At 42.8% G+C, this 14,361-nt stretch carries 15 protein-coding genes; 8 read left to right on the forward strand and 7 right to left on the reverse strand.

Going from position 1 to position 14,361, the window contains the following annotated elements; all coding sequences use genetic code 11:
* Window positions 1-190 precede the first annotated feature (190 nt).
* Complete coding sequence (locus K08M4_RS09405; protein ID WP_086049692.1) at window positions 191-985, forward strand: ABC transporter permease; 795 nt, start codon at window positions 191-193, stop codon at window positions 983-985.
* Between the two features lie 335 nt (window positions 986-1,320).
* Here K08M4_RS09405 and focA read toward each other — a convergent pair whose 3' ends face one another.
* Window positions 1,321-2,163, reverse strand: a complete 843-nt coding sequence (gene focA / locus K08M4_RS09410) for a formate transporter FocA (protein WP_009848790.1) — start codon at window positions 2,161-2,163, stop codon at window positions 1,321-1,323.
* Window positions 2,164-2,525: 362 nt separating this feature from the next.
* Complete coding sequence (locus K08M4_RS09415) at window positions 2,526-3,830, reverse strand: ATPase (RefSeq protein ID WP_086049693.1); 1,305 nt, start codon at window positions 3,828-3,830, stop codon at window positions 2,526-2,528.
* 278 nt (window positions 3,831-4,108) lie between these two features.
* Between K08M4_RS09415 and K08M4_RS09420 the strand changes: the two genes are divergently transcribed.
* The 3 genes from K08M4_RS09420 to K08M4_RS09430 all read left to right on the forward strand — a co-directional run bounded on the left by K08M4_RS09420 (window position 4,109) and on the right by K08M4_RS09430 (window position 5,981).
* A complete protein-coding gene (locus tag K08M4_RS09420; protein ID WP_017060280.1) occupies window positions 4,109-4,339 on the forward strand; it encodes a TIGR02647 family protein in 231 nt (76 codons plus the stop codon).
* Window positions 4,340-4,453: 114 nt separating this feature from the next.
* On the forward strand, window positions 4,454-5,308 hold the full coding sequence (locus K08M4_RS09425) for an NAD(P)H-binding protein (protein ID WP_086049694.1): 855 nt from the start codon (window positions 4,454-4,456) through the stop codon (window positions 5,306-5,308).
* Window positions 5,301-5,981 (forward strand): YdcF family protein, encoded by a 681-nt coding sequence (locus K08M4_RS09430; RefSeq protein WP_086049695.1) that lies wholly within the window; start codon window positions 5,301-5,303, stop codon window positions 5,979-5,981. The genes K08M4_RS09425 and K08M4_RS09430 overlap by 8 nt, the downstream gene beginning before the upstream one ends.
* 166 nt (window positions 5,982-6,147) lie before the next feature.
* On the opposite strand, the gene K08M4_RS09435 is transcribed toward K08M4_RS09430, so the two are convergent.
* Together K08M4_RS09435 and cysS are read right to left on the reverse strand one after the other, a co-directional pair.
* On the reverse strand, window positions 6,148-6,726 hold the full coding sequence (locus K08M4_RS09435; protein ID WP_086049696.1) for a thymidine kinase: 579 nt from the start codon (window positions 6,724-6,726) through the stop codon (window positions 6,148-6,150).
* Between the two features lie 97 nt (window positions 6,727-6,823).
* On the reverse strand, window positions 6,824-8,209 hold the full coding sequence (cysS, locus tag K08M4_RS09440; RefSeq protein ID WP_086049697.1) for a cysteine--tRNA ligase: 1,386 nt from the start codon (window positions 8,207-8,209) through the stop codon (window positions 6,824-6,826).
* A gap of 366 nt (window positions 8,210-8,575) precedes the next feature.
* Here cysS and K08M4_RS09445 point away from each other — a divergent pair, with 366 nt between their 5' ends.
* The 4 genes from K08M4_RS09445 (at window position 8,576) to K08M4_RS09460 (ending at window position 11,867) form a co-directional block, all read left to right on the forward strand.
* Window positions 8,576-9,070: a peptidylprolyl isomerase gene (locus tag K08M4_RS09445; protein WP_004734582.1), complete on the forward strand. Its 495-nt coding sequence runs from the start codon at window positions 8,576-8,578 to the stop codon at window positions 9,068-9,070.
* Window positions 9,071-9,160: 90 nt separating this feature from the next.
* Entirely contained in the window at window positions 9,161-9,895 is a 735-nt protein-coding gene (gene lpxH / locus K08M4_RS09450) for a UDP-2,3-diacylglucosamine diphosphatase (RefSeq protein ID WP_086049698.1), read from the forward strand.
* Window positions 9,896-10,018: 123 nt separating this feature from the next.
* Window positions 10,019-11,236: an EAL and HDOD domain-containing protein gene (locus K08M4_RS09455; protein WP_086049699.1), complete on the forward strand. Its 1,218-nt coding sequence runs from the start codon at window positions 10,019-10,021 to the stop codon at window positions 11,234-11,236.
* 118 nt (window positions 11,237-11,354) lie between these two features.
* Complete coding sequence (locus tag K08M4_RS09460) at window positions 11,355-11,867, forward strand: YchJ family protein (RefSeq protein ID WP_086049700.1); 513 nt, start codon at window positions 11,355-11,357, stop codon at window positions 11,865-11,867.
* A gap of 345 nt (window positions 11,868-12,212) precedes the next feature.
* On the opposite strand, the gene hisIE is transcribed toward K08M4_RS09460, so the two are convergent.
* From hisIE to hisA, 3 genes are read right to left on the reverse strand one after another with little or no spacing between them, the layout of a single operon-like run.
* Window positions 12,213-12,863 carry a bifunctional phosphoribosyl-AMP cyclohydrolase/phosphoribosyl-ATP diphosphatase HisIE gene (gene hisIE, locus K08M4_RS09465; protein WP_065103833.1) on the reverse strand — a complete coding sequence of 217 codons (651 nt, stop codon included), beginning with the start codon at window positions 12,861-12,863 and terminating at the stop codon, window positions 12,213-12,215.
* Entirely contained in the window at window positions 12,860-13,633 is a 774-nt protein-coding gene (hisF, locus tag K08M4_RS09470) for an imidazole glycerol phosphate synthase subunit HisF (protein ID WP_004734577.1), read from the reverse strand. Before hisF ends, hisIE begins: the two co-directional genes overlap by 4 nt.
* Entirely contained in the window at window positions 13,615-14,352 is a 738-nt protein-coding gene (hisA, locus tag K08M4_RS09475; RefSeq protein ID WP_086049701.1) for a 1-(5-phosphoribosyl)-5-[(5-phosphoribosylamino)methylideneamino]imidazole-4-carboxamide isomerase, read from the reverse strand. The genes hisF and hisA overlap by 19 nt, the downstream gene beginning before the upstream one ends.
* Between the last annotated feature and the right edge of the window lie 9 nt (window positions 14,353-14,361).

Raw genomic sequence — 14,361 nt, forward strand, 5'->3', positions numbered from 1 at the left:
TTTACGCAACCACTTGACAACCAACTTTAACTTTTTACCTACTAAGTAGTAGCCAAAAAAGCCTCAAACAACCACTATTTTGTATTTTGTTTGTTAAATAATTGATCGCTTTTCGAATTGGTGACTTTACAGTTGAAATGCATCATTTGGCACTTTCAGATATGATAGAGACCACTAAAAAGGAATCATTATGCAAGACGTTATTGATATATCTTGGTGGCAGTTATTGTTTTTCAGCTCACTTCTCTTGCTACCCATTACCATTAACCACAAGTTAAAACTCGGCCTTGGCAAAGAGGCTTCTGTCAGCATAATTCGTATGGTTATTCAGTTATTTCTAGTGGGACTTTACCTAGAATACTTGTTCACCTTGAATAGTTTATGGGTCAATTTACTGTGGTTATTTGCAATGATCATCGTTGGGGCAAGCTCAATTGTTGAAAAATCTAGGCTCCCAAAAAACCTACTTTTAGCGCCTATAGCCGTTAGCCTTGCTGTAACTTGTGTACCTATTGTCTTGTTTATCTGCTTTTTCATCATTAAACCGACACCGGTTTTTAACGCGCAGTACCTTATCCCTATTGCAGGGATGCTGTTAGGTAATAGCTTAAGCAGTAATATCGTGGCATTGCAGAACTTGTTTGGGGCTTTTGAAACGCAGAAATCAGAGTACGAAGCTGCTATCGCTTTAGGCGCCTCTCCTTCCTATGCTGCTGCGCCTTTTGTTCGTAATGCGATACAGAAAGCGATGTCACCGATTATGGCCTCTATGGCAACCACAGGCTTAGTAACACTACCAGGAATGATGACAGGACAAATCTTAGGAGGTGCATCACCGATGATCGCGATTAAGTATCAGTTGATGATTATGTTGGCTATCTTCGTAATGATGAGTTGCTCTTTGGCTCTCGCACTCCACCTATCATTGAAAACTTCTCTAACCAAAGAAGGGCGAGTTCTCGCGCAAATACAGCCTTCGAAATAGCCTCCCTACTCCACTTAGATCTGGTTACTCACTGAATTTGAGACAGGTTATCCACAGAAATTGTGGATAACCAAAACAATATAGATCCTTTTTTGTCCATTCCCGCCTAGGAAAAGATCATCACCGCTGATCTTTCGGTGTTTTCAAAGACATATACACATATGGTGATAAGCACTATTGAGAATTCACATGATAATTTTGAAAATGAATCTGTAGGTTTTCCACAAATAAAAAACGGCCTGCAATGCAGACCGTCTTGTTAATGTCATAAGTCAGTTCAGTGTTTTCACTGCGTCCAAGTTAATCGCGTAAACTGGGCTAATCGAGTAGTCGAATTAGTCGCGTAGGTAGATTAACCAGTACCACATGCCAACAAAAATACCGCCACCAATGATGTTACCGATAGTAACGGGCAGCAAGTTATTCATCAAAAAGTCCATCATGTTCAGATCAACATAGTCCGCAGGGTTAGCACCTGTCATTGTCCAAAATTCAGCGGGAGCAAATGTTTTGATACCGATAGCTAAAGGGACTTGGAACATGTTCGCAATACAGTGCTCAAAACCAGCGGATACGAACATCGCAACAGGTAAAATCATGACCGCGATTTTGTCAGTCAGTGTGCGTCCACTAAACGTCATCCACACCGCAATACAAACCAATACATTACACATGATGCCAAGCGCAATAGCTTGGATAAAGTCATGGTGCATTTTGTGTTGGGAAATCGCCATGGCATTCAAACCCACTTGCCCATGATCGAACATGTACTGTTTAGTCAGAAGCATACACGCCACCAACAACAGTGCGCCAATCAAGTTACCTACATAAACCGTGGTCCAGTTCTTAACTAATGTACGCCACGTAATTTTGCCACTTGCGCGAGCAACAAGCGTCAACACCGAGCTGGTAAACAGCTCACCGCCAGTAACAACAACAAGGATTAAGCCTAAGCTAAACGCTAGACCACCCAATAAGCGAGTAATACCCCACGGTAAATCACCAGCGCCAGTAGTCACGATTGTGTAGAACACGAACGCGATACCAATGTGTATGCCAGCAGAAATCGCTAGGAGAAAAGATTTGATTGGATCTTTGGTTGCTTTACCTACGCCAATATCTGCAGCGCGCTCAGCCATTTGTGGCGGTAATAATGAGTCGAATTGGTTTAGATTCATGATGATTTACATTTTGAAACATGTCGTCGGGAGCGCGATAATCCTCTCTTTCATTTCTGAATTCAAGAGCTATTTTGAGCTCGCAATGCCTCTCACAATCCTGTTGAAAGGAATTAGTTCAAGTTATTCCAAATTCATACGACTTTAGTAGTAAAAATAAAACCCTACTGAATGATTAGTTATCAGCATAGAAAATAACACACCTATAAATATCAACAAGTTACGTTAAAACCAAAGAGATGACGTACGCTATAGTAACTCGGTGAACACTTTTGTTTCCAGATTTTGACATAGATCAACAGAACGTAAAAAAGCGCCCTTAGGCGCTTTTAACTCAATCACAAATAAAGAAATTAGTCCTACTAAACCGAAGGCTCAACCACTTCTTCTGATGATTGCTCTAGAGGCGTATCCTCTAGGCTGGATTCAATACTAGGAAGAATCACATCAGAGTCACTTTCGCTGGCAACTTTACCACCTAAGCTTTTCAAACTATCAACTAACTCTTCTAAGCTCTTTATATGAGCATCACCCTTGGTAATCTGATCATCTAACAATTGGTTGTGCTTAGTCGCTTCAACCAATTTCTGCGCCTGCCTCTGATTCTCACTTTCTAATTTAGTAAGTTGCTCAGTCAAAGTTTCAATTTCTGACTTTAATGACGCTGTCATATCAGAGCTTTTTAACGTTTTAACGCTCGCTACAATTTTCTGAGACTGAAGACGCAATACAACATCGCGGTGATCTTCATTATTCACCACTCGTGAAATGCTCAATAGCTGATTCTCAGCATTCAAAACCGATTGTTCGAATCTGTCACCTTTAATACTCGAAAGCACTTTAACTTCATGAGCGACACTGCGCACGTGGTTTAATTCGAACTTAGCAGCGTGAACCGCGTCTTCAATGATCGACTTTTCACGGGGACTTGCTTTAACTTGGCTTTCTGCCAAAGCAATTTGAGATGCTGCCTTAGCAAACGTCAATGGAACAACATCATCAAAATCTTCATCTTCCAAGAACTCCAACTCGTCCTTCAAAGGTTCGATGTATTTCTTATGTGCCACCTTAACTTCTAACAAGCTCGCGTTATTAAGAAATTCTACCTGTGCTTCTTGAGCGTCTTCAAGTTCATCGACAAGTACATACTCAAACAGGTCGCTGTATTCTGAATACAAGCGCTTGTAGCTCGATGCAAACATAGTGTCTGCACCAAGAAACTTTAAGTAATCCATTTGCACTATTGAGTCGGCCAATACTCTGTCAGCCTTCTCCTTTAACACTAAAATCGAGTCATAATTTGACCGAATCAACGCAATTTTTTCATCAAAGGCTTCAGCGTAAGTTAGTGTCGAAAAAATCGAGTAACTCTTGGTTAACCGTGTTTCATCTTTCAGTAAGTCTGCATAAATACTTTCAGTATCGTTCCAAGCATCTAACAGTTCATTGTAATTCTCTGGTGCATAGAGAGACAATTGAGCATGGTCTTCAAGCTTAGCCTCCCATTCGGAGTAAACGTTTTGGACAGACTGAAATGAACGGACCTCTACTGTTGATTCATTGTTATTTGTGGTTTGGTTCGCGCCTGTCTGCTCTGAGGGTGTACTTTGACAACCTGAGATAGCAAATAGCATACAGCTCATTAATGCTACTTTGTTCACTCTCACTGAAGCGTTTCCTTTTTATACAATATTAGCTGGATGCAATATCTTTCTAGTCACACAATATCTTTCTAGTCACACAATATATTACAACCACTTCGCAATAAACATCGCTCAGAATTTAAGTGGCTTAAAATCACGCAATATAACTAAAATAAACCCACCATGCGTTGATTAATCATTCAATTTGGTATCACTTATCAATTCTATTTATTTGCTATTGCCTGAGCCGTGAATGCGCACTAAGGTGGAGGTAGAGAACGTTATGAATATATAGGTTAATTATGAAGTACAACGCTGAACATATTGCTGATTTAAACCTCCTTCTTCAATTTGATGTAAGTAGTGCAGCTACTGGAATTAAAGTTCATCAAGAGGCTGCTCAAGAAACTCAAGACGCTGTTAAGCGCCTATTCGAAAAGAACCTTTGCACTCAGCCAGACGGCGGTTATCTAACAGATGAAGGTATCGAAATGGCAGAACGCGCAGACAAACTACTTCGCGTACTGAACTAAAATCCCACGCTTCTAGTAAAAACTCCACTCGCTTCGGCCGTGGAGTTTTTTCATTTTTGGGCAGAGCTTTGTTAGGCTTATCATAAATCCGTCATTTGCAGTTGTGAGGAACACATGGCTTCTATATTTATTGTTGGTGCAGGCTGGGTTGGTGCGCCCTTATCGGATCATTTTGCCAAACATGGTAACCAAGTCGTCGTTACGAAGACTACCCAAGCCGGTGCAGACGCTATTGGCAACAAACGAATTCCATGCGAAGTGTTTAGTTTTGATTCATCAAAGCCAGATGAGACTATCGGCGAACTCTATTCGTTGTTACTCGAAAACAACACTGAGATAGTGATTGGTAGCTTCCCTCCAGGCTTTAGAAAAGGAGCAGGACAAGAGTACGCCGACTACTGGCAGCAACTCACCAATGCGTGTCAAAAGGCCAACGTTAAGAAGCTCGTCATGGTCAGTTCAACAACCGTATACCCAACTAAACCTGGCGTGTTGAACGAACTGGATGCTTCACTCTCCCTTTCAACCTCAGGCAACGAGCTCGCATCTTCATTTTCCGATAATGCGCGAGTCATGTTGCAAGCGGAACAGTCCGTGATTGATTGTGGCATCGACTACACCATTCTTCGCTTTAGTGGATTGATTGGCCCGAACCGTCACCCATCGAGGTTTGCAAGTAAATTGAAGCAGGTTAGTACTCAAGCTCCTGCCAATATGCTTCATCTTAACGATGCGATTGGCACGATTGATTTTGCTATCAATCAACTGCACAACGAAGTGGTCAACGTCACCACACCGAATACGGTGAGCAAAGCAGAGTTCTATGCAGCAGCACTGAAAAGTGCCAATAGCAGCGAGCGACTCCCCCCTGTTGTCGACACGCCAGACAAACTGATCTCTTCGAAAAAGATTCTCGACTTAGGTTACTCGTTTAAATTTGAATCCACACTGGACGCGCTTTATGACTGAGCTATCTACAGCTAAGAAAAATCCCAATATAAAACTGCATCGCTCAGTCGACACCCTTTGGAACTTTATGTCTATGGGTCACAAGGTTACGCCTTCAGACTGTATTTTTGTGTTGTGCAGTAATGATACTCGTGTTGCTGAATACGCAGCCGAGCTCTATCATCAAAAGATAGCGCCTTACATCGTTTTTTCTGGTGGTGTGGGACGTTTTACAGAAGGGTGCTTTACAGAAGGGAATTTTGAGCGTTCAGAAGCAGAAACGTTCGCTTCTATCGCTAGAGACTGTGGTGTGCCAGACTCAGACATTATCATTGAGAAGCACGCGACAAACACTGGGGAAAATGTACGATTTACCCACGAGTTACTGACTGAGCAAGGGTTGTCACCAAAAAGACTGACCTTAGTTCAGAAGCCCTTCATGGAGAAACGCACTTACGCCACGTTCAGTAAACAATGGCCTGACGATACTTCCGAGATAACAGTGACATCGCAATGGCAGAATTGGGATGATTACTTTAATGAAGAGTTACCATTAGACATGGTGCTAGGCGCTCTAATTGCTGATTTTGAACGGATCAAATCGTACCCAGCCAAAGGCTTTCAGATTGAAATGCCCATCCCTGACGACGTTGACCGTGCCTATCAAGTATTGAAGAGTCTCGGTTTCGAATAAAGCAAAAGATCGACTAAGAATAAACTAGAAGCTCTGCTCGGAATAAAACAAAAGCTCGGCTTGGAAGAAAGCAAAACACCGGCTCAATAAACAAAAACGGTGACACTAGGTCACCGTTTTCTAATTTTAACGCTGTTGATTTTAGCAATACCGACTTATTGGCTGCTTATTTACCTAACGCTTCTTTATAATGCAAACGACAAGCAGAAACATATTGGTCATTGCCACCAATAGCCACTTGGTCACCTTCAGCAATCGCCACACCGTGCTCGTCGGTACGAATTACCATATTAGCCTTACGGCCACAGTGACAAATTGTTTTAAGTTCTACTAATTTGTCAGCCCAAGACAACAAGTAGCGGCTACCTTCAAACAGTTCACCCAAGAAATCGGTACGTAAACCGTAGCAAAGTACAGGAATATGCAGTTTATCGACCACTTCTGTTAGTTGGTAAACCTGCTCTTTCGACAAAAACTGACACTCATCGATCAAGACACAATGACGCTTTTCTTCTTCATTAAGCTTTTGGATCGCGTCAAACATATCCGTGTCGTTCTTAAAAAGTTGAGCTTCAGATTGCAGACCAATTCGTGAGCTCACTTTACCGATGCCATAGCGATCATCTAATGCAGCCGTAAAGATCACTGGCGTCATACCACGCTCTTGGTAATTGAATGAAGATTGAAGAAGCGTTGTCGATTTACCCGCGTTCATTGCCGAGTAATAAAAATACATCTGAGCCACAGAAATATTCCTGTTAATTAAAAGTTGAAGATAAAAAGGTGAAATTTGAGAATTTTTGCTAGAAAAAAGGGCTGAAAATCAGCCCTTCTTATCAGATTTACTTACGACGCCAAGTCGTACCTTCTGGGCCATCTTCCAGAACAATACCTAACTCGTTCAGCTTATCACGTGCAAGATCGGCATTTGCCCAATCTTTCGAAGCACGAGAATCGTTGCGCAGTTTGATCAACGCTTCGATTTCAGCGACTTCGTCATCGTTACCTGCTGCATCGCCTTGCAAAAAAGCTTCTGGGTCTTGATGAAGAATACCGATGATGTCTGCCAGTTCACGCATCAATGCACCTAGTGCACTTGCTTTTTCGATGCTTTCAGTCTTGATACGGTTGATTTCACGAGCCATTTCAAACAGCACTGAATAAGCTTCAGGTGTGTTGAAATCATCGTTCATCGCTGTAGAGAAACGAGTCACGTACTCTTCACCACCAGCAGGCGCAGCAGTAACATCGAGGCCACGAAGTGATGTGTAGAGACGCTCTAGTGATGCGCGAGCTTGATTTAAGTTATCTTCGCTGTAGTTCAGTTGGCTACGGTAGTGACCAGACATTAGGAAGTAACGTACTGTTTCTGCATCGTAATGCTGAAGTACATCACGGATAGTGAAGAAGTTACCCAGTGACTTAGACATTTTTTCTCTGTCTACCATCACCATGCCGCTGTGCATCCAGGTGTTCACATACTGGGTGCCATGTGCACAGCAAGATTGTGCGATTTCGTTCTCGTGGTGCGGGAATTGTAGATCTGAACCGCCACCATGGATATCGAAGTGATTACCAAGAATAGACGAGTTCATTGCTGAACACTCAATGTGCCAACCCGGACGACCTGGACCCCATGGTGATTCCCACGTAGGTTCACCGGGCTTAGACATCTTCCAAAGAACGAAATCTAACGGGCTACGTTTTGCTGAATCGATGTCAACACGAGCACCAGCTTGAAGCTGGTCAAGGTCTTGCTTGGAAAGCTTACCGTATTCGTCGAACTTCTTAACTTCGAACATCACGTCGCCGTTACTTGCAACATAAGCAAAACCACGTTGAATTAGCTTTTCTACTAACTCAATGATCTCTGTGATGAATTCAGTCGCACGAGGCTCAACATCAGGGCGTTTCATGTTCAATGCATCGAAGTCCGCGTGCATTTCACCGATCAAGCGCTCAGTCAGAGAGTCGCAAGACTCGCCGTTTTCATTAGCGCGTTTGATGATTTTGTCATCGATATCAGTGATATTACGAACGAAGTTCAAATCATAACCAAGGTAACGAAGGTAACGAGTTACTACGTCGAAAGAAACGAACGTACGGCCATGACCAATATGACAGAGATCGTATATGGTTACCCCACAGACATACATACCGACTTTGCCAGCTGTAATTGGTTTGAATTCCTCTTTCTGTCTTGTGAGCGTGTTATATATCTTCAGCATGATCTCTATCTATTTTATGGATTAATCAAAAATAAGTTCGCAGTATAACAAGTCATACCTTAATAGGTAATCCCCAAAAGCAGGAATTATACCAATCACAGTAAGTAGATGGTCATAAATAGCGCAGAAAAAATGCTTGAGAACAAGGAAGCTCTTTTCGACAAAAAGTTTCGATAAGTAGTTATTCTACATTCAAAATTTCTAACGACGTTATCAAGTGTTTTAACAAGCTAGGATGGCCAGTTATTTACTACAATTGGTATTACCTCAAACATCCGAGTTAAGTTAATGATTTGGTGATTTGAAAGTCTGCCAACATGCGCTAGAATTCGAACTTCATATTAAAAAGACAGTAAGGTAACAATCATGATCATCCTTCACACAAATTTTGGTGACATCAAAGTTCAACTTAACGAAGAAAAAGCACCAGAAACAAGCGCAAACTTCCTACAGTATTGCCGTGACGGTTTTTACGACAACACGCTATTCCACCGTGTTATCGATGGTTTCATGGTTCAAGGCGGCGGCATGACTTCTGGCCTTAAAGAAAAAACAACTCGTGCGACTATCAAGAACGAAGCAAACAACGGCCTAGCGAACAAAGTGGGTACGCTAGCAATGGCTCGTACTATGGAACCGCATTCAGCGAGCTCTCAGTTCTTCATCAACGTTAACGACAACTCTTTCCTAAACTTCCGCAGCGAAAGCCTAGACGGTTGGGGCTACTGTGTATTCGCAGAAGTTGTTGAAGGCATGGACATCGTAAACAAGATCAAAGGTGTTAGCACAGGTTCTATGGGTATGCACCAAGATGTACCGCTAGAAGAAGTGATCATCACTGGCACTACAATCGAAGCTTAATTCATCGCTTTCGATTAGTATTAATCATTACTATTGATGACCCGATAAAATCAGGATATAGGGAGCGAATCGCTCCCTTTTTTTAGACCTATGAAAACATATTTTATATCAGATCTACATCTTGCTCCGTCACGACAAGACATCACTGACTGCTTCTTAACCTTCATGAAGAACGAGGCCGTAGAAGCGGATGCACTCTACGTGTTAGGCGACCTTTTCGAATTCTGGATTGGTGATGACGATAAGAGTGAGTTCGCGAATTCCATTCGCCAAACGTTTATAGACTTAGTTAACACTGGCGTGCCTTGTTATTTCACACAAGGTAACCGCGACTTTTTAGTTGGCAAAAAATTTGCGAAACAAACCGGTGTGCAACTTCTAGATGAAGTCTCAACTATCGATGTCTACGGACAAAAAGCGGTGGTATTGCATGGTGATACTCTGTGTACCGAAGATGTAAAGTACCTCGCCTTTCGCGAAAAAGTTCATCAACCCTGGTTACAATGGGTCTTTAATAGAATTCCATTTTTTATTAAAAAGAAAATTGTCTCCAAGGTTCAGTCTGATATCAAAGATGACAAGCAAACCAAATCTCTCGACATCATGGATGTAACACAGCAAGAAGTCGAAAATGTGATGGCACAACACAATGTCGATTTGATGATCCACGGTCATACTCACCGCCCAAACATACACAAATTCAGTGCTAGCAATTGCAGTAAAACCCGTATCGTACTTGGTGATTGGTATACTCAGGGATCAGTTCTGGTCTTCACCTCGCAAGGTTTTGAACTACAGAATCGAGCGTTTGGCAATCGCTTTTAGCATCACGCTTAAACTTTCACTTTTATTATTATCATTGGTCAGATTTTCTTCACTTGTATATGGTAATTTCTCCTGAATTAGCTATTATTTGTCTATCAAAAATAAACCGAACACAACACCAAGTTGAAATATTCATACGTAGCGCGTCAACCAATACTCGATGCAGACAAGAAGACCATAGGTTACGAGTTGCTATTTAGGGATGGTCCTAAGAACACTTTCCCTGAAGTAGAGCCGGAGCTCGCTACTAGCCGTTTGCTTTCCGACCACTTCTTATCTACCCACTATAATACATTGGGCGATAAGCTTGGATTCGTTAATTTTCCATATGCAAGCTTGGTTAACCTAGTCCCGACTCTATTTCCGAAAGAGAGCTTAGTTGTCGAGGTACTGGAAGACTGTGAGCCAACAGACGAACTGCTAGAAGCCATCATCACAATTTATGATGCGGGTTACACGATCGCGTTAGATGACTTTGTGCCTAGCAAAGCATGGAAACGCTTCTTACCTTACGTATCAATTATCAAATTCGACATACGTTTGATCTCAATCGCTAAAGCTTCGACGTTCATGAACACTCTGAAAGACTTGAATATCGAGTTTCTAGCGGAGAAAGTAGAAACTCACGAAGAATACCAAGAAGCAATCCAAGCCGGGTTTAACTATTTTCAAGGCTACTTTTTCAGTAAGCCGGAGATGATCCAAACTCGCGCATTAAACCCTGCTTTTTTAACCATTGTTCAACTGTTGAAAGAGATTGCCAACGATCCTATCAACTTTGCCGAAGTAGAGCGTTTGATTACCCTTGATATGACTATGTCGTATAAGCTGCTCTCTTACGTAAACTCCGCTGGTGGCTCATCAACACCGATTCGTTCATTCCACCAAGCGCTTGTTTATCTTGGTGAACAAAAACTACGTAAGCTAGTGTCACTGGTTGCTATCGCATCCGCGAAAGAAGATAAGCCAGACTCACTCTATGGTTTAGCCGTGATACGCGCACGCCAATGTGAGCTGTTGGTCAAAAAAATGAACGTTAAGGTCGAGCCTGGACAAGCCTTTTTAACCGGCATGTTTTCGCTGCTTGACTCCCTATTCGATCTGCCTTTAGAAAAAGTATTGGACTCGGTGCCGATCGATGATGAGATTAAACAAGCCTTGATACAACGTAAAGGTGTGCTAGGTGCCATTTTGGCGATGGTCATTGCTTATGAACAAGCTCGCTGGGATGAAGTAACGCGCATCCGTAAGTTGCTCAAACTCAACGAAGCTGAGCTAGGTCAAGCTTATGACGAAGCAACCTCTTGGACTCAAGATCTGCTGTGCTCTACTTCGAAATAGCTCACGTTACACAAGGATTTCAATAGAAACTCAGCTTTGGTGAGCGATCGTTTCTTGGTAAACTCCCACGCATTCATTTATGGCCTCTTAATAGAGGCCATTTTTACAGGATTTGACTATGTCTTTATGCCCATGCGGTAGCAAAAGCAATTACCAACAGTGCTGCGAAATAGCACACCTTAGCCACGGTGCCGTTGAAACGCCTGAACAATTAATGCGCTCACGTTATTCTGCACATGTACTTGGTTTGGTTGATTATGTAGTTGCTACTTACCACCCTAGCTGTAATGCAGAATCACAACGAGAAGGTATAGCCGAATCCATAGATAGTGATTGGGCAGGTTTAGAAGTCATTGGTACTGCTGCAGGTTCACATGAGAACGAAGGCTTTGTTGAATTTAAAGCTTACTTCAATGAAGACGATGAACAATACTGCATGCAAGAACGCTCTCGCTTTATACGTGAAGACGGTCTTTGGTACTACATTGATGGTACCTTCCCAGAGCAGGAACAAACTACACAACCAGAAATTGACCCACGCTTAAATCAAACCGTTGAGAGCTTTAAAATCGGCCGTAATGATCCGTGTATTTGTGGCAGTGGTAAGAAATACAAGAAGTGCTGCGGGTAGACAGATTAAGAGAAGAGATTCCTGATGTCGCTTAGGCTCCTCGGAATGACGTAAAGTCAGAGGTTAGAAAAGCGATGCAGGAACTTAAAAATCTCGAAATCTTGAAATCTTGAAATCTTGAAATCTTGAAATCTTGAAATCTTGAAATCTTGAAAATTAAACAATTAAACAATTAAACAATTAAACAATTAAACAATTAAACAATTAAACAATTAAACAATTAAACAATTAAACAATTAAACAATTAAACAATTAAACAATTAAACAATTAAAAAGCCCCGTAAACATGTTTGTTTACGGGGCTTTTGTTTGTCTTTTTCGTGGTTCTATTAATCTAAAGAGGGCTTACTTATGGCGCTCTTTTAGTTTATTTACCACGTCGTTCATCGATAAGCCTTGGTCTTGAAGAAGAACCATTAGGTGGTAAATCAAATCCGCAGATTCGCACACTAACTCCGCCTTATCGCCCGACGTCGCCGCAAGCGCGACTTCAACGCCTTCTTCGCCCACTTTTTGCGAAATACGCTTGGTGCCACGGGCATATAGGCTGGCAGTATAAGAAGATTCAGGATCGGCGTCCTTGCGGGCAGCCAGTAGCTGCTCAAGCTGATGAAGCCACACCATCTGAGACTCTTGTTGTTTGTCTCCGTCCCAGCACGTTGTTGTACCAGTGTGGCATGTTGGGCCAATGGGATTAACTTTAACCAGTAAGGTGTCGCTGTCACAGTCCAAGGCAATGTTTTGCAGTTGCAATACGTTGCCCGACGTTTCACCTTTCGTCCAAAGACGCTCTTTGGTGCGAGAGAAAAACGTCACTTGGCCAGTCTCGCCTGTTTTCTCGAGTGCTGCAGGGTTCATGTATCCCATCATCAGCACTTGGCTAGATTGGTAATCTTGAACAATAGCTGGCACTAAGCCACCCACTTTTTCCCAATCAATACGCTCTGACAATGCGCCTACTTCTGTTTTTGATAAGCTTACGGGTTCAAAACTCATAGTCGCACCTCTACATCTTGTTGTTTCAAATACTGTTTAAGTTCACCAATATTGATGACTTGCTTGTGGAATACCGAAGCCGCAAGTGCTCCGTCCACGTTGGTTTTTTTATAGGCTTCAGCAAAATGCTCCATCGCACCTGCGCCACCTGATGCAATCAGGGGTACATTACACACTGAACGTACCATGTTTAACTGGTCGATATCATAGCCGTTGCGAACGCCATCTTGGTTCATCATGTTTAACACGATCTCACCGGCGCCACGCTTCTGTACTTCCTGCACCCAATCTTTGGTTTCCCACTTGGTTGCTTTGGTACGCGCTTCATCGCCTGTGAATTGGTAAACCTGATATTTACCCGTCTCTTTATCGAAGTATGAATCGATACCGACAACGATACACTGCACGCCGAACTTATCAGCTAGGTCAGTGATCAGCTGTGGGTTAGCCAATGCAGGCGAGTTGATGGATACTTTATCGGCGCCAAACTCAAGAATGCGTGCTGCATCTTCCGCGGACTTAATACCACCAGCCACACAGAAAGGAATATCAATCACTTCTGCTACGCGTTTCACCCAGCTTTTATCGACCACACGGCCATCACTTGATGCGGTAATATCGTAAAATACTAATTCATCAGCGCCCTCTTCTGCGTAGCGTTGTGCTAGCGGAACGATGTCACCAATAATTTCGTGATTACGGAATTGAACGCCCTTAACCACTTGTCCATCACGGACATCCAAACAAGGGATTATTCGCTTTGCCAACATGCAAATGCCTCCTCTGCAGTGAACTTGCCATCAAGCAGTGCACGACCAACAATCACACCCGCAACGCCGCTGCCTTTCAGTGCTTCGATATCAGCTAGGCTGCCAATGCCACCCGATGATTGGAATTGCACTTGTGGGTACCGCTTACAAAGATCGACATAGAGCTCTACGTTTGACCCTTCTAGCGTGCCATCACGTGAAATATCAGTACACAGAACGTGTTTAAGGCCAACCGTGAGGTAATCTTCAATTAGCGCTTCAATGGTCACGCCTGAATCTTCTTGCCAACCTGAAATCGCCACTTTACGTGTGCCGATTTCGTCAATGTTGATGTCCAGAGCCAGCACGATTTTCTCCGCGCCGTACTTCTCCATCCAACCTTTAACTAACTCAGGTTGCTTAACTGCTGTAGAACCAACCACAACGCGCTGTGCGCCAGCTTCTAGCAGATCAACAACATCTTGCTCGTTACGCACGCCACCACCAATCTGGATGTTCGCAGGTGTGCTAGCCAGTAGCTTAGCAATTAAATCTAACTGGCGAGCAGTAGTATCTTTTGCACCTGTTAAGTCAACAAGGTGCAGCCAGCCAGCGCCAGCTTGGTGATACAGGTTGAACTGCTCTGCTGGATCGACTTTGTATTCTGTTACTTGCCCGTAGTCCCCTTGAAATAAGCGAACTACTTGGCCTTCAATTAAATCTAACGCGGGAATAATCATTTACATTCC

The sequence above is a fragment of the Vibrio syngnathi genome (genome assembly GCF_002119525.1).
GTDB lineage: Bacteria > Pseudomonadota > Gammaproteobacteria > Enterobacterales > Vibrionaceae > Vibrio > Vibrio syngnathi.